The sequence below is a fragment of the Corynebacterium striatum genome (assembly GCF_016728105.1).
GTDB classification, from domain to species: Bacteria; Actinomycetota; Actinomycetes; order Mycobacteriales; family Mycobacteriaceae; genus Corynebacterium; species Corynebacterium striatum.
In genome coordinates, this window is sequence record NZ_CP068158.1 from 935,859 (window position 1) to 961,543 (window position 25,685).

At 63.1% G+C, this 25,685-nt stretch carries 27 protein-coding genes and 2 pseudogenes; 19 read left to right on the top strand and 10 right to left on the bottom strand.

Annotated elements, in window-relative coordinates:
- Nucleotides 1-372: 372 nt before the first annotated feature.
- The 3 genes and pseudogenes from I6I72_RS13620 to I6I72_RS04325 all read left to right on the top strand — a co-directional run bounded on the left by I6I72_RS13620 (nucleotide 373) and on the right by I6I72_RS04325 (nucleotide 2,750).
- Complete coding sequence (locus I6I72_RS13620) at nucleotides 373-519, top strand: FeoA family protein (protein ID WP_236592690.1); 147 nt, start codon at nucleotides 373-375, stop codon at nucleotides 517-519.
- A gap of 2 nt (nucleotides 520-521) precedes the next feature.
- Nucleotides 522-2,469: pseudogene (gene feoB, locus I6I72_RS13805) on the top strand (ferrous iron transport protein B).
- Nucleotides 2,466-2,750, top strand: coding sequence for a hypothetical protein (locus tag I6I72_RS04325; RefSeq protein WP_083287737.1), 285 nt, complete (start codon nucleotides 2,466-2,468; stop codon nucleotides 2,748-2,750). The pseudogene feoB and the gene I6I72_RS04325 overlap by 4 nt, the downstream one beginning before the upstream one ends.
- Here the strand turns inward: I6I72_RS04325 and I6I72_RS04330 are convergent.
- Both I6I72_RS04330 and I6I72_RS04335 read right to left on the bottom strand, forming a co-directional pair.
- Nucleotides 2,704-4,155, bottom strand: a complete 1,452-nt coding sequence (locus I6I72_RS04330) for a PH domain-containing protein (RefSeq protein WP_049147472.1) — start codon at nucleotides 4,153-4,155, stop codon at nucleotides 2,704-2,706. The two genes, I6I72_RS04325 and I6I72_RS04330, sit on opposite strands and share 47 nt — an antisense overlap.
- Nucleotides 4,152-4,601, bottom strand: coding sequence for a PH domain-containing protein (locus I6I72_RS04335; RefSeq protein WP_046646608.1), 450 nt, complete (start codon nucleotides 4,599-4,601; stop codon nucleotides 4,152-4,154). The genes I6I72_RS04330 and I6I72_RS04335 overlap by 4 nt, the downstream gene beginning before the upstream one ends.
- A gap of 91 nt (nucleotides 4,602-4,692) precedes the next feature.
- Here I6I72_RS04335 and I6I72_RS04340 point away from each other — a divergent pair, with 91 nt between their 5' ends.
- The 3 genes from I6I72_RS04340 to I6I72_RS04350 are packed head-to-tail and all read left to right on the top strand — an operon-like array spanning nucleotide 4,693 to nucleotide 5,885.
- Entirely contained in the window at nucleotides 4,693-4,953 is a 261-nt protein-coding gene (locus I6I72_RS04340) for a helix-turn-helix transcriptional regulator (protein ID WP_005527929.1), read from the top strand.
- Between the two features lie 3 nt (nucleotides 4,954-4,956).
- Nucleotides 4,957-5,430: a hypothetical protein gene (locus I6I72_RS04345; RefSeq protein ID WP_046646584.1), complete on the top strand. Its 474-nt coding sequence runs from the start codon at nucleotides 4,957-4,959 to the stop codon at nucleotides 5,428-5,430.
- Between the two features lie 2 nt (nucleotides 5,431-5,432).
- Nucleotides 5,433-5,885: a hypothetical protein gene (locus tag I6I72_RS04350; protein ID WP_005527927.1), complete on the top strand. Its 453-nt coding sequence runs from the start codon at nucleotides 5,433-5,435 to the stop codon at nucleotides 5,883-5,885.
- Between the two features lie 9 nt (nucleotides 5,886-5,894).
- On the opposite strand, the gene I6I72_RS04355 is transcribed toward I6I72_RS04350, so the two are convergent.
- From I6I72_RS04355 to I6I72_RS04365, 3 genes and pseudogenes are all read right to left on the bottom strand, one after another.
- On the bottom strand, nucleotides 5,895-6,182 hold the full coding sequence (locus tag I6I72_RS04355; RefSeq protein ID WP_034656543.1) for a hypothetical protein: 288 nt from the start codon (nucleotides 6,180-6,182) through the stop codon (nucleotides 5,895-5,897).
- Between the two features lie 10 nt (nucleotides 6,183-6,192).
- Nucleotides 6,193-6,279: pseudogene (locus I6I72_RS04360) on the bottom strand (hypothetical protein); the annotation flags it as partial.
- A 204-nt stretch (nucleotides 6,280-6,483) separates the two neighbouring features.
- Complete coding sequence (locus I6I72_RS04365) at nucleotides 6,484-9,630, bottom strand: error-prone DNA polymerase (protein ID WP_201807529.1); 3,147 nt, start codon at nucleotides 9,628-9,630, stop codon at nucleotides 6,484-6,486.
- 133 nt (nucleotides 9,631-9,763) lie between these two features.
- Between I6I72_RS04365 and I6I72_RS04370 the strand changes: the two genes are divergently transcribed.
- The 3 genes from I6I72_RS04370 (at nucleotide 9,764) to I6I72_RS04380 (ending at nucleotide 12,453) form a co-directional block, all read left to right on the top strand.
- Nucleotides 9,764-10,648, top strand: a complete 885-nt coding sequence (locus tag I6I72_RS04370) for a MetQ/NlpA family ABC transporter substrate-binding protein (RefSeq protein ID WP_049062855.1) — start codon at nucleotides 9,764-9,766, stop codon at nucleotides 10,646-10,648.
- 84 nt (nucleotides 10,649-10,732) lie between these two features.
- Nucleotides 10,733-11,776, top strand: coding sequence for a methionine ABC transporter ATP-binding protein (locus I6I72_RS04375; RefSeq protein WP_046646587.1), 1,044 nt, complete (start codon nucleotides 10,733-10,735; stop codon nucleotides 11,774-11,776).
- Entirely contained in the window at nucleotides 11,773-12,453 is a 681-nt protein-coding gene (locus I6I72_RS04380; protein WP_049062853.1) for a methionine ABC transporter permease, read from the top strand. The genes I6I72_RS04375 and I6I72_RS04380 overlap by 4 nt, the downstream gene beginning before the upstream one ends.
- Here I6I72_RS04380 and I6I72_RS04385 read toward each other — a convergent pair.
- Nucleotides 12,440-13,294 (bottom strand): sucrase ferredoxin, encoded by an 855-nt coding sequence (locus tag I6I72_RS04385; protein ID WP_049147476.1) that lies wholly within the window; start codon nucleotides 13,292-13,294, stop codon nucleotides 12,440-12,442. The two genes, I6I72_RS04380 and I6I72_RS04385, sit on opposite strands and share 14 nt — an antisense overlap.
- Nucleotides 13,295-13,409: 115 nt before the next feature.
- On the opposite strand from I6I72_RS04385, the gene I6I72_RS04390 reads away from it, so the two are divergent.
- Nucleotides 13,410-14,030 (top strand): AMIN-like domain-containing (lipo)protein, encoded by a 621-nt coding sequence (locus I6I72_RS04390; RefSeq protein WP_049147479.1) that lies wholly within the window; start codon nucleotides 13,410-13,412, stop codon nucleotides 14,028-14,030.
- Nucleotides 14,031-14,036: 6 nt separating this feature from the next.
- Here the strand turns inward: I6I72_RS04390 and I6I72_RS04395 are convergent, their stop codons facing one another.
- A complete protein-coding gene (locus I6I72_RS04395) occupies nucleotides 14,037-15,590 on the bottom strand; it encodes a DNA polymerase Y family protein (protein WP_049147481.1) in 1,554 nt (517 codons plus the stop codon).
- The gene (locus tag I6I72_RS04400) at nucleotides 15,587-16,279 is read right to left on the bottom strand and encodes a hypothetical protein (protein WP_236592669.1); all 693 of its coding nucleotides are present in this window, start codon (nucleotides 16,277-16,279) and stop codon (nucleotides 15,587-15,589) included. The genes I6I72_RS04395 and I6I72_RS04400 overlap by 4 nt, the downstream gene beginning before the upstream one ends.
- A 65-nt stretch (nucleotides 16,280-16,344) precedes the next feature.
- Here I6I72_RS04400 and I6I72_RS04405 point away from each other — a divergent pair, with 65 nt between their 5' ends.
- Nucleotides 16,345-16,758 (top strand): hypothetical protein, encoded by a 414-nt coding sequence (locus I6I72_RS04405; protein WP_049063260.1) that lies wholly within the window; start codon nucleotides 16,345-16,347, stop codon nucleotides 16,756-16,758.
- A gap of 3 nt (nucleotides 16,759-16,761) precedes the next feature.
- On the opposite strand, the gene I6I72_RS04410 is transcribed toward I6I72_RS04405, so the two are convergent.
- Nucleotides 16,762-17,415: a response regulator transcription factor gene (locus I6I72_RS04410; protein WP_005527912.1), complete on the bottom strand. Its 654-nt coding sequence runs from the start codon at nucleotides 17,413-17,415 to the stop codon at nucleotides 16,762-16,764.
- 2 nt (nucleotides 17,416-17,417) lie between these two features.
- A complete protein-coding gene (locus tag I6I72_RS04415; RefSeq protein WP_070508959.1) occupies nucleotides 17,418-18,566 on the bottom strand; it encodes an ATP-binding protein in 1,149 nt (382 codons plus the stop codon).
- Between the two features lie 76 nt (nucleotides 18,567-18,642).
- Here I6I72_RS04415 and I6I72_RS04420 point away from each other — a divergent pair, with 76 nt between their 5' ends.
- The 8 genes from I6I72_RS04420 (at nucleotide 18,643) to I6I72_RS04450 (ending at nucleotide 25,647) form a co-directional block, all read left to right on the top strand.
- Nucleotides 18,643-19,695, top strand: a complete 1,053-nt coding sequence (locus tag I6I72_RS04420; RefSeq protein ID WP_049063263.1) for a PspC domain-containing protein — start codon at nucleotides 18,643-18,645, stop codon at nucleotides 19,693-19,695.
- The gene (locus tag I6I72_RS13810; RefSeq protein WP_201807531.1) at nucleotides 19,695-21,302 is read left to right on the top strand and encodes an HlyD family efflux transporter periplasmic adaptor subunit; all 1,608 of its coding nucleotides are present in this window, start codon (nucleotides 19,695-19,697) and stop codon (nucleotides 21,300-21,302) included. Before I6I72_RS04420 ends, I6I72_RS13810 begins: the two co-directional genes overlap by 1 nt.
- Entirely contained in the window at nucleotides 21,299-21,970 is a 672-nt protein-coding gene (locus tag I6I72_RS04430; RefSeq protein WP_049063266.1) for an ABC transporter ATP-binding protein, read from the top strand. Before I6I72_RS13810 ends, I6I72_RS04430 begins: the two co-directional genes overlap by 4 nt.
- On the top strand, nucleotides 21,967-23,238 hold the full coding sequence (locus I6I72_RS04435; protein WP_005527902.1) for an ABC transporter permease: 1,272 nt from the start codon (nucleotides 21,967-21,969) through the stop codon (nucleotides 23,236-23,238). The genes I6I72_RS04430 and I6I72_RS04435 overlap by 4 nt, the downstream gene beginning before the upstream one ends.
- A gap of 9 nt (nucleotides 23,239-23,247) precedes the next feature.
- A complete protein-coding gene (locus I6I72_RS13815; RefSeq protein ID WP_255313631.1) occupies nucleotides 23,248-23,373 on the top strand; it encodes a hypothetical protein in 126 nt (41 codons plus the stop codon).
- 149 nt (nucleotides 23,374-23,522) lie between these two features.
- The gene (locus tag I6I72_RS04440; RefSeq protein WP_005527900.1) at nucleotides 23,523-24,071 is read left to right on the top strand and encodes a hypothetical protein; all 549 of its coding nucleotides are present in this window, start codon (nucleotides 23,523-23,525) and stop codon (nucleotides 24,069-24,071) included.
- Between the two features lie 287 nt (nucleotides 24,072-24,358).
- Nucleotides 24,359-24,601: a hypothetical protein gene (locus tag I6I72_RS04445; RefSeq protein WP_005532241.1), complete on the top strand. Its 243-nt coding sequence runs from the start codon at nucleotides 24,359-24,361 to the stop codon at nucleotides 24,599-24,601.
- An 86-nt stretch (nucleotides 24,602-24,687) separates the two neighbouring features.
- Nucleotides 24,688-25,647 carry an HNH endonuclease signature motif containing protein gene (locus tag I6I72_RS04450; RefSeq protein ID WP_049151989.1) on the top strand — a complete coding sequence of 320 codons (960 nt, stop codon included), beginning with the start codon at nucleotides 24,688-24,690 and terminating at the stop codon, nucleotides 25,645-25,647.
- Nucleotides 25,648-25,685: the final 38 nt, after the last annotated feature.

Here is a 25,685-nt window from a genome sequence, read left to right on the forward strand (position 1 = left end):
TCACCGATCTCATCACGGCAATTGAGGCTGCCGCGCACAACGTGCTCGGTTTTGCGCAGGCAGGCATGGAGTTGGCGCAGCGCCCTGTGGTGCCTCTGCTTGTCGACGTCGTTAAGCGGAATTGCTCCCTTTAAGCAGAAGCTGCGCCAGATCGGCAGCTGGGAAAACGCACTGGGATAAAGTTCACAAAGTGTGGACAACCTAATATTCGGCAAGGGTAACTTTAAAAGTGATTCGAAAGGACTCTTTGTCATGTTGCCTTTGCGTTTGAGCTCAGGCGAGTCGACCACTCACTCATCGGCTTACTCCCTGCCTGTTGGCAGCACTGTTACCCTCCGCCCCGAATGCCTCGACTGTGTGCAGAACCCAGCGATGGCGCGCCGCTTGTGCGAGCTCGGGATCCGGCCGGGCGCGTGCCTGACTCTGGGCGCGCACGTGGCGGGCGGGACACGCATCGTAACTGTTGATACCTGCCGCTACGCCATCGACCGGCAGACGTTGCAATCCATCGGGGTCTAGTAATGAGCTCCACTTCCCCTAGCTGCCACGGAAATCCTGGCGGGGCGCTGGCTCCCGCGGGCGCAGCCATCATCGCGATGGTGGGCGCTCCCAACTCCGGCAAGTCCACGCTTTTCAACGCGCTGACCGGCGCCAAGGTGCAGACCGGCAACTGGCCGGGTACCTCGGTGGAGGTCAGCCGCGGCGCCTGGAACATTGCGCATTCGTGTTGCCCGGCCGAGGTTGCCGATCTCATTGACTTCCCCGGCACCTACTCGCTGGATCCGCTCAGCCCGGATGAGGCGCTGATCCCGCGCCATGCTTTACGACGCCGCCCCTGCCGAGCGCCCCGATCGCGTCATCGTGGTGGTCGACGCGACTGCGGTTGCGCGCGGGCTCAACTTGGCTTTCCAGCTCGCGGAGCTTCCCTGCCGGCTCAGCATCGCGCTGACCAAGCTGGACGTAGCACAAGACCAGGGCTTGCGGGTCGATGCCGATGCGCTCGCGAGGGCCACGGGAATCCCGGTCGTCTGCGTTGATGGCCGCCGGCGGGAAGGCCTGGAACGCCTGCGTGAGACGGTGCAGGTTTCCCTTACTGAGGAGCCACAGGTCCGGCGCGAGGACGCCAGCATCGACGCCCGCTTTGCGGATCTCGACGCCGCTACCAAAGCAGCGGTGCACACCGAGTCGCAGCCGGTCACGCGTTCGCAGCGCCTAGATGCGGTAGCGCTGCACCCGGTAGCCGGCCCGTTGCTTTTCCTCGCGGTGGTGTGGCTGGTCTTCCAGATAACCACCACGGTGGCCGCTCCTCTGTAGGACGGCTTGGAGGCGCTGGTCTCAGGACCCATCTCTGACGCAGCACGCCACCTTCTGAAGGCAGTCGGCCTTCACCATCCGCTGGTCGAGGGCCTTATAGTCGATGGCCTCATCGGCGGCGTCGGCATGGTGCTCACCTTCGCGCCGCTCATGGCCTTGATGTTCCTGTGCCTCGCCGTCCTTGAAGACTCTGGATACATGGCGCGTGCCGCGGTGGTCACCGACCGCCTCATGCGTGCCATTGGCCTTCCAGGCAAGGCGTTTATCCCCATCGTGGTGGGCTTTGGCTGTAACGTGCCGGCCATTGCGGCCACGCGTGTTCTGGGCTCGACCCGCCATCGCATCATGACTTCTTTACTCATCCCGTTCACGTCGTGCTCGGCGCGCCTCGTGGTCTTTGTGATGCTGGCGCAGACTTTCTTCCCAGCCCACGCCGGCAGCGTGGTCTTTGCCTTGTACGTGGTCTCCATCGCTCTGCTCGTGTTGGTGGGCTTAGCACTGCGCAAGACGCTATGGCGTGCGGTTCCCCAGGATCCCCTGGTCATCGACCTGCCCACCTACCAACTGCCCACGGTGCGCCTGGCGTTATCCGTGATGTGGACGCGCCTGAAGGGCTTCCTCCACACGGCGGGCGGCATCATCGTATCCACGGTCGTGGTCATCTGGTTGCTCATGGCCATCCCGGTGGGTGCCGCGACCACCGTCGATGGCGGCTACACCACCCCGGCCCCGCAGGAGTCTGCTTATGGCGCGGTCTCGCGCACCATCGCTCCGGTCTTCGCGCCGGCGGGCTTCGACTCTTGGTCGCTGGCCGGCCCACTGGTCACCGGTTTCGTGGCCAAGGAGGCACTCATCTCCACGTGGTCGCAGACCTACACGGTCAAAGACGTCACCGACGCCACCCCCGAGGAACAGGCCGCAAGCTCGCTCAGCAATCACGTGCGCGCCGACTTCGCGGCGGCCTCCGGCGGCCACACCAACGCGGCAGTGTGGGCCTACATGCTTTTCCTGCTGGCTTATACCCCCTGCGTGGCCACTCTGGCTGCGCAAAAGCGCGAAATCGGATGGCGTTGGACGCTCTTCGGCTTCGCAGTTCAGCTCACCACGGCGTGGGTCTTGGCTGTCGTGGTCTTCCAATTGTTGAGGTTGCTGTGAACTCCCCCATCGAAGCAGTCCGCTCAACCATCGCGGCAAGAATCACCACCCGCGCCGGAGTCGCCAAAGCCACGGGCTTAGAAATCGGCACGGTCAACCTGGTGATATCGCACCTTCTTGCCACCGGCGAGCTCAGTGCCGAAACGCTCAGCACCTGCCCCACCACGGCCTGCGGCTCCTGCGCAGCCTCCGCGCTGTGCGGCGCCCCGCGCAAGACCGGCGCCCCAGTGTTGCTTACTCTGCGTCGGCCGAGTCACCCGGCTCCGGCGAAAGCATCCTAGCCTCCTGCGCCATGCTCGGCAGCTGGCGCTTGCGCAGGCGCTCGAGGAGATCGGCGGCGTCGGCAAGCGCTAGCTGGCGTCCTGCCATCGCCACCGGCCCGCGGACCAAGTCGAAGTTGATGTTGCGCACGCCCAAAAGCTGGTTGAGCGGGCCCGCCTTGACCGTGAGCTCCTGGATGTGCGGGGTGCCCACGACCATCACCCGGCGCGCCAGGCGCCCGGCATGCACAACCGCCACCTCGGTGCCCACCAGCGTGACCGCCTGCTGACGCAAGTCCACAGGCGATGCCAACCAAGCCCTGCCAGGTGAAACGTACGTGGGGCGCGTGTGCCCCTCGGGGCGGGCAAATTCCTCAATCTGCGCGGCGTCGAGATCGGAGACCAGCTCCAAAAGCGCGAGTGCCTGGTCGCGCGTACCCACCGGCAGAATTCGCGTGGAACCCGACTGCTTGCCGCCGGCCTTCGCGCCATAGCCCGCGACGGAGACCTGAACCTCGTACCAGCCAAACATGCGCCACAGCAGCGGCTGCGTCACGCGCACCGCATGGATGCGGGAGCGGCGGATGGTCTGCCGGCGGCGATCGGCCAGGCCATATGCAATATTGAGCACCTCATCCTGCGCGTCATAGCGGGAGTTAAAGCGCCACGACGTATCAATGAGATTCCAGATGTTCGGCACAAATCCCACCACGATGGGCAGCGCCGCCGCGCGGAAGAAGGGCAAGATGACGAGGATCGTCATGACTACGAGGGCGATAAGCGTGGGCAGGCGCAGCGCCTCCGCCGCGAGGGTACGGCCCACGGGAATCTCCGGGATGAGGTCGTCACCGGCCGGGTCGGGTTCCACGGTTGCCGAGGCGTTTCCTGCTGCCGGGCGATGCACGTGCGCGAGCAGCTCTTGGCGCAGCTGCTCGGCTTCCGCCTTACGCAGGAAGGAGATCTCGATGACCGACGCAGTGCCGCCTGCGGTTTCCACGCGCACCGCCGCCAGACCAAAGATGCGCGCGATGACCGTCTCCACCACGTCCACGGCCTGAATGCGGTCATAGCGAGCAGAGCGGAAGGACGAGGAAATCACGCCATGGCGCAACGCCACCTCATCAGGGCCGAGCTTATAGCCCAGCTTGCGCCACCAGATGGCGGAGACATACCAAATGCCCAGGCAAACTACGATGAAGCCGCCGAGCCCCGCGAGCGTTCCAAGGCCGATGTCACTCCAGTGCCCGCCACGTAGGTAGGCCGCGATGTCGGAGAGCATCTCCAAGTTGAAGTTGAGCACGAAAATGGCCAGAAACGCGAAGATAACCGACCAAAAGCGCAGCAACGGGGTCAGGCGGTGGACGCGGCGAAAACCTTCTGCGTCCACGGACGCGCGGTCCTTGCGCAGACGATGCCGGCCGCTCATAGTCCGCTCATCCGTTCGCGTGCCTTGACGGCAAGCCGCTCGCGCAACGCATCCGCGTCTTCTGCAACGAGACCCGCGATTCGCGCATCTGAGCTTGCCGACGCCGTGTGAATCTTCACGCGCTTCAATCCCAACGCCCGCTCGATGGGTCCGGCGGAAACGTCCACAAACTGGATGCGACCGAAGGGGACGATGGTCAGGCGGTACCACAGTTTGCCGCGGGTAATCACCAGCTCATCGTCGGTTTCCTTCCACCCCATGTTGCGCACCTGTGCGGGGATGAGCCAGAGCAAGTAGACGAACCACACTACCCAGGCTCCGGCGAACCAGTACCAAAATGAGCTGGCGAAGTACCCCGCAACCGCGAAAGCGATAGCAAAGACTGCCGACCAGCTCAGGTGGTGAATATAGCGAGCTGTGGTCAGCTTCCGGGAGACCGGATGCATGTCTGGGGAAAGCGCGGAGTGCATGCCGCCTATGCTAACAAAGCCCTCATACTCCTTGACAAAGTGTTGGGTTTATACAACACTTTGGTTTATGTCCCCAAAGAAAAAGCCGTCTTCCCCAATTTTCAATCGAGTTCGGTTGCTCCGGGTCGAGAGGGACATGTCGCGCGCCCAGCTTGCCGACGCCGTCGGGGTCAACCCCCAAAGCATCGGTGCTCTTGAGCGTGGCGATCACTCTCCCAGCCTCGACCTCGCGTTCAGCATCTGCGAAGTATTCGACCTCCCCGTCGAAGCCGTCTTCTCGCGCACCGAATTCCAGCCGCTATCCACCGAGATCTACCGAAAGGACTAGGCCATGACGTCCACCGCCACCAAAGCTCGCGTCACAAAGCGCAACCGCCTCATACGCCTCGCCGACGTCGGGCTTGCAATCATCGTCGTATCCATCCCGCTGCAGTTCTGGGACGATTTCACGTCCTTCATGCTGGCCTGCTTGGGTAGCTGTGTAACCGGCTTCGGCGTGTCCAAGCTGCGCAAGACTATCGACTCCGCCGACTTACCCACTATCGAACTCGACGAGTACATGCTGCAACTTCATGTAGAGGCCCGCGAAGATGGACTTAAGCTCGCCTTGTTTTCTTCCATGTTCATGTTCATGGCCTGCGGCGCTATTGCTCTCGGAACCCGGTTCGTCGACTCCATGGACGGAATCTTCGTGGCCAGCTTGTTCTTCAAGCTGATCATGCTGCAAATGCTGTGGGTTCCATTCACCGTGGCCAGGTCTCTGGCAGGCAAATTCAACCGCGACGAACTCATTTCTAAGGATTAAGCATGCCTATCCGCACCAAGTACTTCTATTCCAGCTTCGTCGGACTGCTCATTGCACTCGCCGCTATAGCAGTCAACCCCTTCTACAACGTCATTGCGATGTTCTTGTGGGCCGGCGGCCTTGCCTGGCTCGTCATCTGCCTGGGGCGCCTTCAAGTTCTAATCGGAAAAGACAATATGGACCCAGCCTTTGCAGACGAATATCAGCGCAGCCGCATCGATCGCGCGCGCAGCAACGTCTTCAAGTACACGTACTTCGCCCTCGGCAGTTTAATGGTGCTGATGCTCTGCCTGCCGTTGCTCGACCTAGTTGGACAAGACGTTCCATGGCCGGAAATCGTGCGCTGCCTAGGCATGCTGGCCGGCGTATTGATGTTCGGGGCATCGCTGACTCTGCTCGGCACGATCGCCCTTGGCATGGACGCCGACGATCGTGCCGAACTCGCAGATTCCTAAACCCCTTTTTTAGGTATCCTGCTCCCAGCCGTCGACAACTTCCTGCTTGGAGATGTACTCGCTGGCTTCGTAGTCATAAGGGATAGGCTCGCCCTCTTCGTCGGTACGCACGTACCACTCGGTGGCTTCCTCCGAGGTGGAGTCGAACTCCGCGCCGGTGGAGTACTCGGAGTTGCGCTCGGTTTGTTCGACCGATAGAGCAAAGTCGTCACCGTGCTCGCGAACGCCCTGCACCACGGCGTTGGCAAGCGCTTGCTCCTCAAAGTGGTAGCGAATAACCGCCGGGTCAAAAGACAAATCCCACCTCAACGCCACGGCCGATCTGCAAAGCACCAATGCCAAGCGACGCCGCGGTGCCGAACAGCGTCGCGATAATCGCCAAGCCATCGATAATGAGCGCAGGCACGGAATCCGCCCGTACTTAGAAAAGGCCAGGTAGAGCAGGAAGAAAAGCAGGCCCACTGCCAGCGTGGTAAAAATCCAGCGCGGGGTGAATGTTGTGCGGGTAGACAGTACCTTTCAGGATGCGCCGCGCTGTGCGGTTTCTTCGCTCTTCCATTCCCGTCCACGATAAACACACAACGAGTGTTTATGCGGCCTAACGGAAATCACGCGAGCCGCGGGAGAGCCACTCACCCATGGCAAGCGGCTCCAGCTTGTCTGCCACCACGTTGACCGCACCCGTGGCATTTTGCACGATGCCACGAATAACCAGCGCTTTAGACGTCCTGGCCACGGTCTTGTTGAGCTGCCACAGCCCCGGCGAGACCATCACGTTCATCAAGCCGGTCTCATCCTCCAAGCCCAAAAAGATGACGCCAGCGGCAGTCTGCGGACGCTGCCTATGCGTCACAATCCCGGCGATACGCACGCGCGTTCCATCCGGAACGTGGCGCAGGTCGGAGGCGGTGCACACGTGGGCGTCGTTAAGCGCGGCGCGCACGAGCTCCATCGGCTGTTTGTCGTGGGTAACGCCAGTACTGGCGACGTCGGAAGCCATCAGCTCAAACGCGCTCATCCCGGGCAGGCTCGGCGCAGAAATAGCCGAAAGCCCCGGCAACATGCCGGCACGCTCCGTCGCCGCAACGCCCGCCTGCCACAACGCCTGACGGCGCGAAAGCCCGAAACAATCCAACGCCCCCGCACAGGCCAATGCCTCCACGTGCTCCACGCTGAGATCCGCACGCCGCGCCAGGTCCGCAATATCCGCAAAAGGCGCCTGCGCGCATGCATCCTCGATACGCTGCGCAGCCTTCTCCCCCAACCCCTTGATGAGGTTAAGGCCCAGCCGGATCGCCACCTCGCCGCCGTCTTGGACCACCGCACGCGCCTGACATCCCGAAGCGTTCACGTCCAGCGGAAGAACTTCCACTCCGTGCCGCCGCGCATCCTGAATGAGCGATTGCGGCGAATAAAAGCCCATCGGCTGCGCCCGCAGCAGGCCCACGCAAAACTGCGCCGGATAGTGATACTTCATCCACGCCGAGAAGTAGACCAACGAGGCAAAAGACTGCGAGTGCGACTCCGGGAAACCGTACGCGGCAAAGGCCACAATCTTGTTCCACAGCTTGTCCGCGGTCTCGCCCACAATCCCATTGGTCTGCGCCAGCCCGTCGTAGAAGCGCTGCCGAATCGCCGCCATCCGCGCAGGCGAGCGCTTCGAGCCCATCGCACGCCGCAGATCGTCGGCCTCCGCGCCGGAAAAGCCCGCGGCGTCGACGGCAATCTGCATCAGCTGTTCCTGAAACAGCGGAATGCCCAGCGTCTTGCCCAGGGACTTCTCCAGCACTGGGTGGTCATAGGTCACCGCCTCCTTACCGTCGCGCCGGCGCAGATAAGGATGCACCGAACCACCCTGAATCGGGCCGGGACGGATGAGCGCAACCTCCACCACCAGGTCGAAGAACTTCCGCGGCTTCAAACGCGGCAGCGTGGACAACTGCGCGCGCGACTCCACCTGGAACACCCCCACCGCATCGGCGCGGCACAGCATGTCGTAGACCTCTTTTTCCGCCAGGTCCAGCTCCCACAGATTCACCTTGTGCCCAGTGGTCTCCTCCACCAAGTCCTGCATGTGGTGCAGCGCCTCGAGCATGCCCAGCCCCAGTAGATCGAACTTCACCAGCCCGGCCGCCGCGCAATCATCCTTGTCCCACTGCAACACCGAACGCTTTTCCATCCGTGCCCACTCCATCGGCACCACATCCGCGATGGGGCGGTCGCACAACACCATGCCGCCCGAGTGAATGCCCAGATGGCGCGGTTGCCCGAGGAATTGTTCCGCCAGCTTGACGACGTCCCCCGGCGGCTCCGAAAGCCCCTTCGACCAGGAATCCGCGGAGCCCTGTGGGTAGCCGAGGGCACGAGCGGCGTCGCGAGTCGCGCCCTTGCGGCGATACGTGATGACGTTGGCCACCTGCGCAGCCCGCTCACGCCCATGCTTTTCGTAGACGTACTGGATAACCTCCTCGCGGCGACCGGACTCGATGTCGATATCGATGTCCGGCGGACCGTCGCGGTCAGGAGAAAGAAAACGCTCAAAAAGAAGGCCCGCGGAAATCGGTTCCGCGTTGGTAATACCCAAAGCAAAACACACCGCAGAGTTCGCCGCCGAGCCGCGGCCCTGGCACAGGATGTTGGAGCGCTTACAGAAATCCACTAGGTCGCACACGATGAGGAAGTAGCCGGGGAATGTCAGCTGTTCGATAACCCCTAGCTCATAGGCGATCTGCTTCCATGCCCGCTGCTGCACGTCAGCGGGCCGGGAGGCATAACGCTCCTCGGCGCGCACCCAGGTCAGGTGTTCCAGCCAGGTCATCTCCGTGTACCCGTCGGGCACCTCGAAGTCCGGCAGGTTGGGCGCCAACGCGTCCCAGGTAAAACTGCATTCGTTTAAAACAGCGACCGTCTCCGCGATAAGCTCCGGCCGGTCCGGGAAAAGCTGCGCCATCTGCTCACCCGAGCGCAGCCAGCCGGCGCCCATGGGGTGGGCGTCGGGAGCCGCCTGCTCGAGGGACTGCCGCCTGGCCAACGCCTGCTTGGCACCAGCCAGCCTGGCCTGCTGCCGGGTGGCCGCTGCGGGACGAGCGGTTGCGATGGCCCGGAGGCCGTTGTATCGATCGAGCGCAGCATAGTGATCCGCGTCCTCAGGAGTCATAGTGCACGCATATTCGAGGACTATGCTGTCTATTTTTATTCTTTCGAGCAAGTGGTCGATTTTATCCAGCCACTCCCACCCCACCAGAAAAAGGCAATGATCCTGGAGCCGCTCAGCAATCTCCCCCAAGGGCGGGTACGCCACTTCATCCTTTACCCCCGCATCCATACGGGCCTGTGCGATCAAACGTGAAAGCCGGCGGTACCCCTCGGGTGTGCGAGCAAGGACGGTCAGGGGGGCGTCGGGAAGCGAAAGCTCCGCACCGAACACCGCAGGTAGCCCCACTTTGGCTGCGGCCTCAGCGAATTTCATGAGGCCGTAGAATCCGTCCTTGTCCACCAGCGCAAGGCCACACAGGCCCAGCTCCACCGCCCGCGCCACCAGCTCCTCTGGTTCCGAAGCGCCGTCCAAAAAGCTATAGGACGACACGGCATGCAGCTCCGCAAACGCCACTGACGACGCCCCGTGCTCCGGCGAATCCACAGGGGAACCCACATGATCCACGGGCACGGGAGTGGGCGTAGGACGTCCAGAAAGAATCCTTTCCACCCGTGACCAGGGTAGCGCCGCCCCACCGTTGAACCTCATGGAAAAACAATATGATCGAAATTATGTTCTAGTCAATTTACGTGCACGCTACATCCAATATAGACAAAGCGGTTCAATCCCTGTTAGGTTTCTTTCATTCAAATCTATTTCAATCGAAGGGATTCCTCCTATCATGCGTATCCGTCGCGTTCTTGCAGCTTCCTCCGCAGCAGTTATCGCAGCCACCAGCCTCGTGGCTTGCTCCTCCGATTCCTCCGACTCCGCTTCCGGCGAGTCTGACGGCCCAATCGTCATCGGCACTACCGACGCCGCCAAGAAGGCATGGTCTGCTTTCGAGGACGAGGCTGAGAAGCAGGGTCTCGAGATCGAGGTCAAGAACTTCTCCGACTACAACACCCCGAACCAGGCCCTGAACCAGGGCGAGCTGGACACCAACAACTTCCAGCACCTGAAGTTCCTTGCTGAGTTCAACAAGGGCAACGGCACCGACCTCGTTCCGATCGTCGCAACCGAGATCGTTCCGCTGGCTCTGTTCTGGAAGGACCACAAATCCCTCGACGGCATCGAGGGCCAGGAAGTCGCCATCCCGAACGACTCCACCAACCAGGGCCGCGCCATCAACGTGCTGGTCCAGGCCAAGCTCGTCACACTGAAGAAGGAAGGCCTCATCACCCCGGGTCTGCCGGACATCGACGAGGCTAAGTCCAAGGTCAAGGTTGTGCCTGTCGACGCCGCCCAGACCCCAACCGCTTACGGCGAGGGCAAGCCGGCCATCATCAACAACTCCTTCCTCGACCGCGCAGGTATCGACCCGACCACCTCCGTGTTCCAGGATGACCCGAACTCCCCAGAAGCTGAGCCTTACATCAACGCATTCGTCGTTCGCACTGAGGATGCTAACAACGAGCAGATCAAGAAGGTCGCTGAAATCTGGCACACCAAGGCTGTCCAGGACGCAGTTGCTGAGGACTCCAAGGGCACCTCCGTTCCCGTTGAGAAGTCCGCAGAAGAGCTGAAAGAAATCCTCGACCGCCTGGAAAAGACCACTTCCAAGTAGCCATCTCAGCCTTCCCCGGAACACCACAGCGTGTCCGGGGTTTCGGCCGTCAACCGTCACATCGATTTGAAGGAAACACCTCACGTGACACAGCAATCAGGGGCCAAGCAAGGTACCCGCATTGAGTTTCGAAACATCACCAAAGTTTTCAAGAACAAGAAGACCGAAACAAAGGCGCTTGACAGCGTTTCCCTGACCGTCGAGCCCGGCGAGATCGTCGGCATCATCGGTTTCTCCGGCGCCGGTAAGTCCACGTTGGTCCGCATGATCAACGGCCTGGACAAGCCGACCTCCGGCCAGCTGCTGCTAGACGGCACCGACATCGTGGGCATGCCAGAGCCCACGCTGCGCGGCATTCGCCGCAACATCGGCATGATCTTCCAGCAGTTCAACCTGATGTCTTCGCGTACCGCTGCGGGCAACATTGAGTACCCACTGCGTCTGGCAGGTGTTCCAAAGGAGGAGCGCAAGCGCCGCGTCGAGGAGCTCCTGCAGTTCGTCGGCCTGGGCGACAAGGGCTCGAACTACCCGGAGCAGCTCTCCGGCGGTCAGAAGCAGCGCGTGGGCATCGCTCGTGCGCTGGCTACCAACCCGTCCCTGCTGCTTGCCGACGAAGCCACCTCCGCGCTCGACCCCACCACCACCCACGAGGTGCTGGAACTGCTGCGTAAGGTCAACCGCGACCTTGGCATCACCATCGTCGTGATTACCCACGAGATGGAGGTCGTCCGCTCCATCGCCGACAAGGTCGCCGTGATGGAAAACGGCCGCATCATCGAGGCCGGTAGCGTATACGAGGTCTTCTCCAACCCGCGCACCGAGGTCGCGTCCAAGTTCGTGGCAACCTCCCTGCGCAATACCCCGGACCTCGTCGAGGCAGATGACCTGCTCGCGCATGAGGGCCGCTTGTTCACCATCAATCTGACCGAGAACTCCGGCTTCTTCGCCGCTTCTGCTCGCCTGGCCGAACAAGGCGTATCTATTGCGGTCGTTCACGGCGGCATTACGACGCTGCAGAAGCACTCCTTCGGCAAGCTGACGGTCCGCCTCAACGGCAACCCGGCCGCCATCGAGGAGTTCTACAACACCTTGCAACAGACCACCGAGATTGAGGAGATTTCCCGATGAACGTGACCTACCAAGCTGCCGCTGACTGGGATCGCTTGGGCGATACCCTCGTCGAGGCCGTCCAAGACACCCTCATCATGGTCTCAACGACCCTGGTGGTCGCAGGCCTCCTCGGCCTCGTGCTGGGTGTGCTGCTCTTTACCACCCGCCCGGGTGGCATCCTGCAGAACAAGGTTGTCTACTTCATCATCAACATCCTGGTGAACTTCGTCCGCCCGATTCCGTTCATCATCCTGCTGGCCTTCGCGCAGCCGCTAACCGTGGCGGTCCTTGGCGGTTCCATCGGCCGCGAGCCGGCGACCTTCGTCATGGTCATCGCAGCCACCTTCGCCGTGGCCCGCATCGTGGAGCAGAACCTGGTCGCCATCGACCCCGGCGTTATTGAAGCAGCCCGCGCGATGGGCGCTTCCCCGTGGAAGATCATCACCTCGGTCATCATCCCGGAGGCCCTCGGCCCGCTGGTTCTGGGCTACACCTTCCTGTTCATCGGCATTGTCGACATGTCCGCGATGGCCGGCTACGTCGGAGGCGGCGGCTTGGGTGACTTTGCCATCGTCTACGGCTACCGCGCCTTCGAGTGGGAAGTCACCGTGGTGGCAACGCTCATCATCATCGTGCTGGTCCAGGCCGCACAGTTCTTCGGCAACTGGCTCTCGGCCAAGATTATGCGCCGCTAACGTTCCCCGCGTGCACACCCACTGCGTGCCACGCCTTCGAGGTCTTCGGTTCGTCCCCACACGAGGAGACGACGCCGGAGACCTCTTTTTCTTGCAATTCCACCCGCCACTCACGGCCGTCGGCGTGGCGCACGTGGGCGTCGTCAGCGCGCAGCTGTCCAAAACGCACGCGCTCCCCTGCCTCGATCAACCCACGCGCCACGGCCAGCTCTGCCACCTGCCCGCGCGGTCCGTACAAACCGCAGCCGCGGTTGCCCGGGTAGAAGTACTCGCCGCGCTGCGCAGCGCGCACCAGTTCACGGGCTGCCTCAATGTTGAGACGCCCAAAGGAATAGCCCCACGGCATCAGCAGAATCGACGGCGCAAACCGGTGCCCCTTCGTGTGCGAAGTCTCCCACACGACGTCTGGGAATTCGGCGGCCAGTTCCGCCGCCAGCGGGCGCCCTTTCACGGCACAGCACACGTCACGGCGTCCATGGGTGCAGATGAGCACGAGCGGATGCTTTGCGACGTCGCCAAGCGGCGCCCCCAAATCCAACCCCAGGATGTCCGCGGGTCCATCGAGGAGATACTCCTTGCATACGCCCTGTTCCGCCCACACCACGTAGCAGCGGTGCTGGCCGTTGATGACGCGGCCTTCCTTTCCGGGCTTGCGGATGAGCTGCAGCCCGGCGACGCCTTTGAGCTTGGCTTTGAGCTGCGCGGTGAGCTCGGGGCCGAAGGTTCCACCGTCAAGGATGTCGCGGGACCATCCGTTGGGCCATTCGAAGAGCACAAAGACGCTTTCCTTCTTCGCCGTGCCGGGGAGGGGCTCAACTTGTACGTCAGAGCAAAAAGTCATGAAGAACAGCTTACCTGTCCCATGCACCACACCAATCACAACAATGCGGTTACGATGTTCATTCTGTTCCCTCAATGGCTATGCATTTGAACGGGTTAGGCAATACTCTGTTTTTATGCCGAAAACATCCTCACTCGCGCCTGTGCTCGCCGCGCTCACCCTCGGCGCGGTTGCCTTGGCCGCGTGCTCTAGCGTTTCCGAGAATGCGGCCGCACCCACCTCTACCTTTGCCGCCACCTTGTCCGGCGATGTCAACCAAACCTCCGCGCCCGCCGGCATCACCCCGCTCGGAGAGACCAACATGGAGCGCAAAACCGAACGCCCCCAAGCTCCGTCCAAGCTCGTTGTCACGGACGTCCGCGTGGGCAAGCACGACGGCTTCGAGCGCGTTGTCTTTGAATTCACTGGCGACGGCTCCCCCGGCTGGTTCATCGACTACGACGACAAACCAACCCAGCAGGGCTCCGGTAACCCCATCACGTACAAGGGCTCTACCGCGCTGAACGTCAACATCGACGGCACGGTCTACCCCTTCGAGATGGACATGCCGGATCCGCACATCGGAACTACGGAGGGTACGAGCGAATCCGGCGGTTTCATCACGCAGGTGGTCAGCTCAGGCACGTTTGAGGGCCGCTCCCAGTTTGTCGTTGGTATGAACACGCGCCACCCGTACTCCGTGCAGGTGCTGCGCGGCCCGACCCGCTTGGTCATCGATGTCCTCGCAGCGACCTAATCTCGCTCAGCAGTAGGTGGCTTCTACGCTCCACCTGCCGGCCGCCCACACCAGCAGCCACGCGCGCTGCCCTTTATCGCCCTGCCCCACCACTTGGAGCCGGGCGATTCTTTGTTCTTTCTCTCCCCACCACAACGTATCTACCGGCCAGGGCCCTGCCCAGCCAATCACCCGATAGCGATTTTGCCCCCAGCCCAGCGCCACGGGAGCGGAGCTCAGCAGCGCTTCGGCGGTGACGTAGACGTCGTGGGAGGAGGCGTCGATAAGCCGAATGCGTGCAGCCGGATGCGCCAGGCTCGCTGGCAGCGGCGAGGGAATCCGCCCCGGCCAACTGCCCTCCGGCGCGGGATCGCGCTGCTCACCGTAGGGAACATACGCGATGCGCTCGGCCACTCCGCGCCCGCCTGCCTCCCGCGGCTGCAACACGCGATCCACACCCAACTGCGACTGCACGCGTGCAATAACACGCTTAGCCTGTTCATCGCTTTTTGCGTGCCCCCATAGCCCAGCGCTTGCAGGGGCCGCGACCTCCACCGGCTCCAGCGCCAGCTTGGACACCCCGCCGCCGTTAGATGCGCGGGCCGAGCTCAGCCAACCGTCGAGCTGCCAGCGCACACGATCTGCCGTGGCATTTTCACTCAACGCCTCCTGCGTGCGCCAGATTCGCTCCAGCCGCTCGCCGCCCACGAACTCCGCCACGACCCGCAACCGCAGACACACCTGCCCCGCTTCCTTCAGCACGCCATGCAACCGCGCCGCCAACTGCCTCGCCGCGAAGGCTGCCGCGTCCACGCGCTCCAACGGCTCCTCGAAGACCATCTCCACAGCAAGATCCGGCCGCGCCAGCTCCGGCGCCACTCGCCTATCCGGGGCCGCACTGGCCACCGCATGACAACGCCTGCCAGCCTCGCCAAAGCGCGTAGTGACCTGCCGCAACGGCAGCTGCGCGAGCTCACCTAGGCTGCGCACGCCCAACTTCGCCAGCTGACTCACCAACTCCTCAGGGCAGGCCAACGACGTCTCCGCTGCGAGCACGGCCACCGGCTGCTGCGCCAAAAACTCCCGCGAGCCACCCACCGGGACCACGGTGCCCAGCCCCTGATGCCGTGCTGCGATGAGCGCCGTAGCAATCTCATCAGCCACCCCGATGGTGGCGTCGAGGCCGGCGCGGGAGGCGGCGTCGACAAGCATGTGCATCGCCACGCCCTCGCCACCATGGAAACGCCCGGCAGCGGCCGCATCCACGATGACTAGCCCCGGGCGCAGGACCTCAATGGATGACGCCACAGCGTCGAGACCTGCAGCGATCTCCGCGAACACCGCGCCGTCCCGGTCCGCGTTAAACTCTTCCACCCGCAACTCCGGCAACACCGCCTGGGCCTGCCGCAGACGCATCCCCCGCCGCACCCCAGCCCGGCGTGCGGGCGCATCGCAGACCACGACCTTATGCTGCGCCACGATAGTCGTGCCCTGCTGCGATCTTGACTGCCCTCCTGCACCGTCGAGAACACGCAGCGCCTGGACCGGCCAATCCGGAAACCACAACGCCGCGACCCTCATACCGCCTCCAAACGACGCCTCTGGCCGCACGTCATCGTGCCTTGCTTGGCACGCACACCTTTAGCCTCCACGCGCACGGCTATATCGACGCCGTTGATTCGCCCACTTCCGCGCCCCAGCCCGCGGAAGGTGGTGACTTCCGCATCGATTTCCGTGGCAGTTCCCGGCAGGCGCACGCCCACCGTCAGCACTGCCGCCTGCCCGCCACGGATCTTCGCCAGAACGGGCCGCGCTTTCGACGGCGTGACTTCCCCAACCCCGCGGTGAATAACGACATCGAGCCCTTCCGCCAACACTCCAGTCACGGCCCAGGGATCAGCCCCTGGATCGGGTACCACAATCACCCGCGAAAGATCCCCATTATCGGCCACTTGTGCGAGAGACAGTTCCGGCCATCCAACGATGCCGACGTGTCCGCCCTGCGCGCTAACATGGGAGACAATCTCCACGATGAGCGAGGGACAATCAGCACAGCTCACAACCTGCCGGCGAGCTAACCCTCCGCCCGGAAGCAGCTTGGCCAGTGCAGAAGGTGCCTCAACCAGCTCTACTTCCGGCTGCACTTGAGGTGCGATAGCAGGGCTTTCCAGCTTCCGCATCTCGGCGCGCAAAGCGGCAATACGGTCCGCGCGGCTCAACGCCAAGCTACCGTTAACCATATCTGCTATGCGAACGCCTGTTTGATTCATTTCCCTATTATGAACCCTGCCCCGGACACACGCAATTACGTTTTCGAATGGTAGCGTTGACCGGCATGAACGCCCATCTCAGCGATATTCGCAAACTCAGCACTCCCATCCCCACCCCACACTGGGTTCGCCTGGGCGCATCTTTTCTCATCGGTGCAGCCGTGGCCGTCATGGTCAGCGATATCCACTTCGGCATCGCAATCGGCGCAGGCCTTATCTGTTTGATTGCCGCGTTCGCGCTTGTTTTTCTCCATCCTTATAGGGCTGAGCTGCGCGCTTACGCGGACAAGAAAAATGTGACCATGCTGCCCAACATCGGGCAGCTCGTCCCCCTGATGTTCCTATGGCTCATCGTTATGCTGGCCCCGCTGTTTTCGCTTCCAGTCTGGGGCGTGGCCGTGACGTGGCTGGTCATCGCGGGCGCTGCCTTCTTCGTATTCCCCCACGTAGACGGCACCCGCAAACTCGCCTACGCCTAGGACTCAGTCCAAATCGTGGCTCGCCGCCCAGCGCGTGAGCTGGTGGCGATTGGATTGCTGCGTCTTGCGCAAGATATTCGACGCATGCGTCTCCACCGTCTTCACCGAGATAAAGAGACGCTCGCCGATTTCGCGATACGTGTAACCGCGCGCAAGCAGCCGCAGCACCTCGAGTTCGCGCCTGGTCAGCGCGTCGACTGCCGGGTCCACGGATTCGTCCGGCGCTCCGGGCTTCGACTCGGCCAGCGCGCCGGACGCGAACGCGTCAAGCACGAATCCCGCCAGCCGCGGCGAGAAATACGCGTCGCCCTCATGCACGCGGCGCACGGCCGCTGCGAGTTCCGGACCCGAGATATTCTTCGTCACGTAGCCTCGCGCACCGGCGCGAATGAGCGCGATGACATCTTCTGCTGCATCTGAGACACTCAGCGCCAAGTACACCGGCCCTGGCGCCCCGCGCAGCACCGCCAGCCCGCCACCGTCCGGCATGTGCACGTCAAGCAGCACCACGTCCGGCTGCGACGCAGCAATCCCCGCCACCGCCTCGGCGACGGTACCCGCGTCACCTGCAACTTCGATATCGGCAGCCTGAGCGAGCTCCGCGCGCACGCCGGCACGGAAGACGGAGTGATCATCGACGAGGAAAACGGAAACCATGGCTACAAAGCTACCGTGAGCTCCACCTCGGTGCCCTGCCCCGGCGTCGATGTCACCTGCGCGGTGCCGCCGGCGTGTTCCATGCGCCCGCGGATAGAGTCGCGAATTCCGTGCCGGTCCCCGGCCACCGTGCTCGGGTCAAAGCCCGCGCCACGGTCGCGCACAAAAATGGACAGCTCGCCGGCTAAGTTTTCCGCATACACGTCCATCGTATCGACGCCCGCGTGCTTACCGGCGTTGACCATCGCCTCCCGCGCGGCCTGCACCGCGAGCTTCGTGGGCTCGGTAAGCTCGATATCTTCGCCCACCGTTACCGGCGCAATCCGCACTGGGAACAGGTCTTCGACCTCGCCACACGCCGCGGCCAGCGCGCCAAAGACCGTCGCCGGCGCTGCCGAGGGGGCGTCGAATAGCCAGGCGCGCAGCTCGCGTTCCTGCGATCGCGCGAGCCGCGCGACCTCCGCCGGATCCTCCGCGCGTTTTTGAATGAGCGCCAGGGTCTGCAGCACCGAATCATGCAGGCGCGCCGCCATGATCGCCTGGGCTTCCGATGCCGCTTTCTCCGCACCCTCATCCGCCACCTGGCGCCACAGCTTGAGCACGAGCGGCACCACGAGGGCGCCGAGACCGACAACGGTCAGCGCGACCGCCGCCAACGCCGGAATGAAGTCCGCGCCGCCGTCCCACCGCGCGATGGTAATGACCACGCCGGACAAGACGAGCACACTGCCCGCAGCAATGCTCAGCTTGCTCGTTATGTTCTCGAGCCCGCGGTCATAGGCCTGCCATGTCACGAGCGCGCCCGCGCCGACGATGACCAACGGCAGCAGCATGTTGGCTCCGCTGGCCAGCGCGCCGACGACCGCCGCCACGGCAATGAAGACAAGCAACCAGTTAGCCCGGAAGTCGAAGCGGGAGGCGGGCGCGGGGGTATCAGCAGGCTTGGTCGCAACCCATACCCCGGCGTAGAGGAACGCGCCGAGGCCGCCCAAGGCGCACAACACGGTCAAGGCCAGGCGTACGAACAACACGTCAACGCCCAGGTGCGCCGCCACCCCCGCGCCCACGCCCGCCACGACGCGGCCGTCCTGGGGACGTGCCAAGGTCGGGAACGCGGGCTGAGTCGCGCGCGACGCGTAGGGAGAACTCATGCCCTTAATCTTCGCACGGCTGCGCCCCGTGCGGATCGGGGTAAACCCTGAAGTTCAAAAATCAGGGAGTTCCCCGATGGTGGCTTACCTCGCAGTGCGTCACGATATAGGTATGAACACCGCGACTCTCAACCAGATGTGGGACACGCGCCCGCCCCGCATCCCGAGTAACCAGGGCGGCAATGCCATGATCGCCGGTGTCTGCGAAGGCATCGGCGTGCGCTACCAAATCGACCCAGTCCTCGTCCGCGTGGCTTTCGTTGTTACCGCGCTCGTCCTCGGCGGCGGCATCGCGCTCTACGCCCTGGCGTGGATGTGCATGCCGCTCTACGGCAAGGCCACCGCACCCGTCCAGGACCTCTTTGGCAAGGCCGACGGCCCGAAGTCCGAATCCAGCCTCGCCGTCGGGCTTATCATTCTCTTCGCCGCCACGGCCGGCTTCGGCCCACTATTCGGCGAGAAGCAAACCCTCTCCACCGTCGTCATCTTCATCCTCGCCGCCGTAGCCTGGTACGGACTGCACCAACGCCAACCCATCCCGCCCGCCGGCCTCCTCGCGGCGCCGGTCCCCGACGCCGCCCCGGGGCCCGATATGTCCGCCTTCACCCCCGTCGAGGGCTACCCGTTTCCGCCGGGGCGCACGACCCCACCGTCCTGGGATCCCCTGGGCACGGTGCCCGAGGCCTGGGACCTGCCAGACCCCGCGCCCGCCCCCGCACCCAAGAAGAAATCCCACGAGGGTCTCATCGCGACGGTCGCCGTGAGCGCCGCTGTCATCGTGGGCATCTCATTTATATGGGCAATGGCCGCGTCCGAAGACAACACGAAGAACCACGCGGGCTCGGTCACCTATACCGTGCGCGACGCCGCGGACCTGCCGGACACCTTCTCCAACGGCGTGGGATCCATGACCATCGACCTGCGCGAGCTCACGCTCGATAAGCCCCGCACGCTCACCATCGATAACGGCGTGGGCAGCATCGATGTCTACCTGCCGGACAATCTGCCCATCGCGCTCGAATGCGACACCGGCATTGGTGAGAGCAACTGCGTTCCGCGCACCGATCCCGGCGCTAAGCTAACGTTAATTATCGATAACGGAATTGGCACTACTACTATTCACGAGTAATGAAAAAGAAGACTATCGCCCTCACCACCGCCGCCCTCGCCATCCTCGCTGCGGGCGGTGGCGGTGCCTACTACCTCACCTTCGGCCCCGACGGCGTGGTGCTCACCGCCGCCGATGTCACGACCGTCGCGGCGAAGGACATCACGCAGTCCGTGCCCGCAACGGGCACCATCGCCGCGGCGCGCGAGGTCTCGCTCGCCACGACGCAAACGGGTCCCATTGTCACGCTCGACGCGAAAGTCGGCCAACGGGTCAAAGCTAACCAGGAGCTCGCCTCGTTCGACACCTCCGCCGCCGAGCGCGAGTTGCACAGCCAACGCGCGTCCCAGGCTGCAGAGGAAATCACGGCCTTCAACCAGATCGAGGCCGCGCAGCTGGAACTGGCGCACTCCCAAGACGCGCTGGATCAGGGGCTCAACGGCGAGGTAAACGCCGCGCGTGCCTCCGTCGATACCGCGCAGCGCGCCTACGACGACGCCGCGCGGGCCGTCGCCGACTCCCGCGCTGCCTCCGATCCGTCGGTCGCCGAGGCCGCTGCCGCGGTCGACACGGCCCGCGCCGGGCTGCGCACCGCGAATAACGCATCGCTACAGGCCGCGCTCGCCACGCTCGGTGCTGCTGGCGAGGGCACCGCGGATGGCGCCACCATTGCCACGTCGCTGCTCGCCTCGGTCGAGGCGGATGACGCGGTCAGCGACGCCCAGAACCGGGTTGACCACGCCGAGGAGTCCTACGCCCACGCGCTCGAGGCCGTCGACCGCGAGGTGGGATCCAAGCAGCGCGCCGCCAACGCCGCCTACGCCCAGCTTTCCGACGCCCAGCTCGCCCAGCGCGCCGCAGAGCTCGGCGCCCAACAGCAAATCGCCACGCAATCCCAGGCCGTCGACCACGCCCTCAAGTCCGCCGCGGGCGCCCGCGTCGCCGCCGAGGAAGCCAATGCGAAACTCGAGTTCGACATCTCCGGTTCTCACCTATTTTCTCCGCTTAATGGAGTGATCACGTCCGTCACCGCGCAGCAAGGCCGCCCCGCCGAGGGGCCGCTGCTCGCGATCGCGGATGACTCGTCCCTCCTCGTCAAGGCAACGGTCAAGGAAGCCGACATCGCGGATATCAAGGTCGGCGACCGCGTCACGTTCACCTCCCCCAGCCAGCCGCATAAGGAATACACGGGCACCGTGTCCTTCATCTCGCCCGTCTCCGCCGCGCCCGCCGAGGCCGCCGACTCCGGGGCCTCCACGCCGGCGGGGAACGGTACCGGCGCGGGTTCGGGGAAGGCCGAGTTCCCCATCGAAGTCCGCGTGGACGGCAACCGCGAGGGCCTGCGTCTAGGTTCCACGGCAAAGGTCAAGGTCGTCACGCACGAGGACAAAGACGCGCTGACGGTTCCGCTCAGCGCGCTCATCGACGGCGACAAAGCCGTGCTCGTCGTTTCCGGCTCCGGCACCATCGAGCGCCGCGACGTGAAATTGGGCACCCGCACCGATTTCGAAGCCGCCGTCACCTCTGGCCTCCGCCGCGGCGACCGCGTGCTCACCCAGGGCGCGGCCCACGAAGGCGACGTCGGCCAGCAGGCATACCTGCCCGACGCAGCGAGCGGAGAGAAATGAGCCTCATCGACATGCGGGGCATCGTCAAGCGCTTTAACGAGGGCACCGACGCCGAAATCACCGTCCTGCCTGGCTGCGACTTCTCGATGGAACCTGGCGAATTCGTCGCCGTCATCGGCCAGTCCGGCTCCGGCAAATCTACGCTCATGAACATCATAGGGCTGCTCGATCGCCCCACCGCGGGCACGTATTTCCTCGGCGGCGAAGACGTCTCCACCTACAACGATGACGCACTCGCCCGCCTGCGCGCCGACAAGCTCGGCTTCGTCTTCCAGAACTTCAACCTCATCGGCCGCATCACCGCGCTAGCCAACGTGGAGATGCCCATGGTCTATGCCGGCGTGCCCCGCCGCGAGCGCTCCCGCCGCGCCGCCGAGCTCCTCGACCTCGTCGGCATGTCCGAGCGCGCCAGCCACCTGCCCAACGAACTCTCCGGCGGCCAGAAGCAACGCGTCGCCATCGCCCGCGCGCTCGCCAACAACCCGGAGGTCATCCTCGCCGACGAGCCCACCGGTGCCCTTGACTCCCAGACCGGCCGCCTCGTCATGGACCTCTTCCACGAGCTCAACCGCGAGCACGGCACCTCCATCGTGTTTATCACCCACAACCCGGAGCTTGCCGCTGAGTGCTCGCGCACCGTGACCATGACGGACGGGGTGCTGAAATGAATCTCACCGAATCTTTGCGCATGGCGCTCACCTCGCTGCGCACCAACAAGATGCGCTCGCTACTCACGCTGCTGGGCGTCATCATCGGCATTGCCGCCGTCATCGCGATCCTCACCCTCGGCTCCGCGCTCAAGGGCCAGTTCACCTCTGACCTCGACAAGGTCGGCGCCAATAACTTCCAGGTCCAGGTCAAGGAGCGCACCGACGAAGGCGAGACCGACTACAACGTCGAGTCCTCCGTCGACGACCCCGACTCCCTCCTCACCCCCGAACAGCTGGAGCAGGTTCGCACGGCACTGGCGCCCGACGTCGAGGGCGTCATCATCGGCGAATACGACACGTATCCAGGCGACCTGACGCCTGAAGGGGCATCGAAAAGCTCAGCGGTGATGGTGCAACCCACCAACCCGGACTACGTGACGGCCTCGCAGTTCACTGTCCGCACCGGCCGCGCACTCACGGACGACGACATCGCGGCCGACCGTGCCGTGACCATGCTCTCTGCCGCGACCGCCACCGAGCTCTTCGGCGACGCCGACCCGGTGGGCCAGACACTGAATTTTGCTCCGCTCGACGGCACGGATCTGGAGCTCACCGTCATCGGCGTCTACGACAGCCACGCCACCGGCGCGCTCATCGGTGGCGGCGGGCCCGAACACGCGCTCGTGCCCTACCCCCTCGCTGCCCAGCTTTCCGATGCCCCTTTAGCCGGCGAGGCCTTTTCCTCCGTGTCCATCCGGGCGGCGGCCGGCACAGACAAGGCCGCGCTCGGCGCGCGGCTCCAAGCGGCCTTCGACTCGATGTACGCCGACAACGAGGACTACCGCGTCGAGGTCACCGACTTCAGCAAGGACCTCGCGAGCCTCAACCAGCTGCTCACGGCGTTGTCCGCGGCGATTGCGGCAATCGGCGGGATCTCGCTGCTCGTCGGCGGCATCGGCGTTATGAACATCATGCTGATTACCGTCACGGAGCGCACCCGCGAGATTGGCGTGCGCAAGGCGCTCGGCGCGCGGCGGCGTGACATCCGCCTGCAGTTCGTGACGGAGGCCATCATCGTGTGTCTCATCGGTGGGCTCATCGGCGTGGTGCTCGGCTCTGTGGCGGGCATGATCGGCTCGTCGCTCATGGGCTACTTCGTGTTCCCACCGCTCGGCGCGATTGTGGTCTCGCTGCTCTTCGCCCTCGCCATCGGGCTTTTCTTCGGCTACTACCCCGCCGGCAAGGCGGCAAAACTCGACCCGATTGAGGCGCTGCGCTACGAGTAGCTTGGCTGCATGATTCATTTCGGCAACGACTACAACCAGACCGCCCATCCCGCCGTCCTCGACGCACGCCGTCGAGCCCGCGATGGTCTATATCTCGCAACCCGCCGAATTCGGCACGGTGTAGTCGTCCAGTAACTTACATCAACCACGAGAGTAAACTTAAGTACCAGTATTGGACGGTATGGCGGGACACACCATTATAGTCTGGTGTTCCTACGCGCTCTTACAACCAAGGGTAATCCAAACTCGAACAGAAAAATGTTGAGTTTCATTACCATGGCTTAATGGATACAAGCCTTATTGGCACGACAACAGGAACTATCGAAGACGACGATAAAACTTACACTGCGACTGTTTGGAGAAGCATGCAAGGTTTAATAGGTAGAACTTCAAATAGCAGCAACCAGGCTAAAGTTCTTGTGCTCTTTGCGCGTACGGAAGCTACGTATGCCGAAGAATTTGTCGGAATCGCTTTAACCAAAGAGCAGGAAAGTGCCATGGCCGAGCATGTTGATTCTCCAAGTATAACCTGTTGGACTGAAGAAGTTCCCCTTCAAGGCTGGGAAGGAAAACTAAACAAGTCTCGTTTCCCGAAACTTGTCTATCTCGTTTTTAGAGAAGGGTATGCGCAACATTCCTCCGTGCGCTACCAGGAAATGAGCCCAGAAATATTGGCTGCATTTACCACGCGTGAAGCAGCTCAGACTGATGTCGTTTCTCGGCAGAAAAAGGAACCTTCATTCTTACCGAGTAAATTTCATATATGGGAAGTCGAATTCGGGTTTTTGACCGAAAAATTCCGTGGCCAAGGTCCAGAAATCCCCATGTACTGAGCAGTACTTCTCGTCGGTTTTAAATTCTGTTGCAAGGAGAACGTAGGCATCTATTTCGCTGCAAAATGGCGGAATAGGCTCAATGAATTCCCATATCGAAATTGGGTTATCCGCAGTTTTAGGGATATGTCTCGTCGCCCCTTAGCTCAAGCAGAAGACCACTGCCGAGGAGCGTGTCAAGTTGTTTGTGTGTAGGGCTCTGATCGCAGCGTGATGCGGGCATCGATGCCGTTTTCTGGAGTTCCAAAAGCGAGGCCCTCTTCACCGACAGCCTCTACGAGTCGAGCATGGCTCACACCAACGAGCAGGCCGCCCGCATCGCCTCCGCCGGCATTCAGATACTCTTCGACTCGCCTACCAACCAGCAATTCGCACTCCTCACGCCTGATCAGGAGGCCGCGCTGTCCGAGAACTACGTCTGCCAGTTCTTCGAGGAACACGAAGGCCTGCACGCGGTGCGTTTCTGCACGTCCTGGTCCACGCGCGACGAGGACGTCGACGCGCTCTGTGCCTCCATCGCCCAACTCTAGGTCTACCCCTGTTCGAATACCCCTGTTCGACTAATACATTGGACAATCGGTTGCAGGCTTTCCGATGCCTCTTTATCCTCCGTGGCATGACCGTCTCCATCTTCGATGCTCTTGCTCTCGGCGTCGATTCTCTCAAGGAAGCCGCTGGCCTCACCGTGGCTGAACTCCGCGACCGCGGCCTAACACTCGCCGACGCCAAGTTCATCCACCCCTTGGCCGCCGTCTACTGGCGCACTAAGCCCAAAGGCATCGCCGAGGCCCGCAAGGCCGCCCGCGCTGCCGGCCATTCCCTGCGCGTGCTCGCCCGCATCGAGGTGCTCGCCGCGCGCTGCGACGACCCCAACGCCGCCCGCGTGACCTTGTGTGGCACGGCGGAGACCAAGCTCGATGAGGTCGGCGCGAGTCTTGCCAAGCCGAAGACCCGCGTGGAGTCTGCCCGCCATACCTATGGCAAAGACGGCTGGCACCGTTTGGTGATTAACACCCAAGACCCGTGGCTGATGGACATGCTCGGCGCGCTGCCTGGCGACGACCTGCTCGACGGGTTCAAACAGTTCGTCGCTGGCGGGGAGCAAATTCAGGCCCCAGCCCGTGCTGCGCACGTAGTTATTCGTCTCGACGAGCACGAGGAATACCTCAAAGAAGACAAGCTCATTCGCGCCACGGACGGGACGGTGCGCCCGGCGCGCCTATTGGCTCAGGAAAAGCTGGCCGAGGTCGGCTACGTCACCCTGGTGACCAATTGGGGCGAGCCGGTGGATTGCTTTAAGTCGACGCCGATCTTCAACGAGAAGCAAACACTCATGGCGTTTGCGCTGCATCCGCAGTGTATTCACCCAGGATGTGTGACCCCGGCTCTGTTGTGCGAGCGTGACCACTTCATCCCGCGGAACAAGGGCGGCGACACGAACGTCGCGAACCTCGTACCGTTATGCCGGTTCCATAACGGACGCAAGGCCGACGGGGACTCGTATACCCGTGATGCCGAGGGCAACTATTGGTACGTCACGCCCTACGGCAAGCGCTACCTCTGCACCGTGGACTAACCCCCACAAACGAAACCCCGGCCGCGGCCGGGGCGATT

Coding starts and splice junctions, on each gene's coding strand:
- I6I72_RS13620 (WP_236592690.1), top strand. CDS start 373: ATGGCGCGCCGCTTGTGCGAGCTCGGGATCCGGCCGGGCGCGTGCCTG.
- I6I72_RS04330 (WP_049147472.1), bottom strand. CDS start 4,155: ATGAGCGGCCGGCATCGTCTGCGCAAGGACCGCGCGTCCGTGGACGCA.
- I6I72_RS04335 (WP_046646608.1), bottom strand. CDS start 4,601: ATGCATCCGGTCTCCCGGAAGCTGACCACAGCTCGCTATATTCACCAC.
- I6I72_RS04340 (WP_005527929.1), top strand. CDS start 4,693: ATGTCCCCAAAGAAAAAGCCGTCTTCCCCAATTTTCAATCGAGTTCGG.
- I6I72_RS04345 (WP_046646584.1), top strand. CDS start 4,957: ATGACGTCCACCGCCACCAAAGCTCGCGTCACAAAGCGCAACCGCCTC.
- I6I72_RS04350 (WP_005527927.1), top strand. CDS start 5,433: ATGCCTATCCGCACCAAGTACTTCTATTCCAGCTTCGTCGGACTGCTC.
- I6I72_RS04365 (WP_201807529.1), bottom strand. CDS start 9,630: ATGAGGTTCAACGGTGGGGCGGCGCTACCCTGGTCACGGGTGGAAAGG.
- I6I72_RS04370 (WP_049062855.1), top strand. CDS start 9,764: ATGCGTATCCGTCGCGTTCTTGCAGCTTCCTCCGCAGCAGTTATCGCA.
- I6I72_RS04380 (WP_049062853.1), top strand. CDS start 11,773: ATGAACGTGACCTACCAAGCTGCCGCTGACTGGGATCGCTTGGGCGAT.
- I6I72_RS04385 (WP_049147476.1), bottom strand. CDS start 13,294: ATGACTTTTTGCTCTGACGTACAAGTTGAGCCCCTCCCCGGCACGGCG.
- I6I72_RS04390 (WP_049147479.1), top strand. CDS start 13,410: ATGCCGAAAACATCCTCACTCGCGCCTGTGCTCGCCGCGCTCACCCTC.
- I6I72_RS04395 (WP_049147481.1), bottom strand. CDS start 15,590: ATGAGGGTCGCGGCGTTGTGGTTTCCGGATTGGCCGGTCCAGGCGCTG.
- I6I72_RS04400 (WP_236592669.1), bottom strand. CDS start 16,279: ATGAATCAAACAGGCGTTCGCATAGCAGATATGGTTAACGGTAGCTTG.
- I6I72_RS04405 (WP_049063260.1), top strand. CDS start 16,345: ATGAACGCCCATCTCAGCGATATTCGCAAACTCAGCACTCCCATCCCC.
- I6I72_RS04410 (WP_005527912.1), bottom strand. CDS start 17,415: ATGGTTTCCGTTTTCCTCGTCGATGATCACTCCGTCTTCCGTGCCGGC.
- I6I72_RS04415 (WP_070508959.1), bottom strand. CDS start 18,566: ATGAGTTCTCCCTACGCGTCGCGCGCGACTCAGCCCGCGTTCCCGACC.
- I6I72_RS04420 (WP_049063263.1), top strand. CDS start 18,643: ATGGTGGCTTACCTCGCAGTGCGTCACGATATAGGTATGAACACCGCG.
- I6I72_RS13810 (WP_201807531.1), top strand. CDS start 19,695: ATGAAAAAGAAGACTATCGCCCTCACCACCGCCGCCCTCGCCATCCTC.
- I6I72_RS04430 (WP_049063266.1), top strand. CDS start 21,299: ATGAGCCTCATCGACATGCGGGGCATCGTCAAGCGCTTTAACGAGGGC.
- I6I72_RS04435 (WP_005527902.1), top strand. CDS start 21,967: ATGAATCTCACCGAATCTTTGCGCATGGCGCTCACCTCGCTGCGCACC.
- I6I72_RS13815 (WP_255313631.1), top strand. CDS start 23,248: ATGATTCATTTCGGCAACGACTACAACCAGACCGCCCATCCCGCCGTC.
- I6I72_RS04440 (WP_005527900.1), top strand. CDS start 23,523: ATGGATACAAGCCTTATTGGCACGACAACAGGAACTATCGAAGACGAC.
- I6I72_RS04445 (WP_005532241.1), top strand. CDS start 24,359: ATGGCTCACACCAACGAGCAGGCCGCCCGCATCGCCTCCGCCGGCATT.
- I6I72_RS04450 (WP_049151989.1), top strand. CDS start 24,688: ATGACCGTCTCCATCTTCGATGCTCTTGCTCTCGGCGTCGATTCTCTC.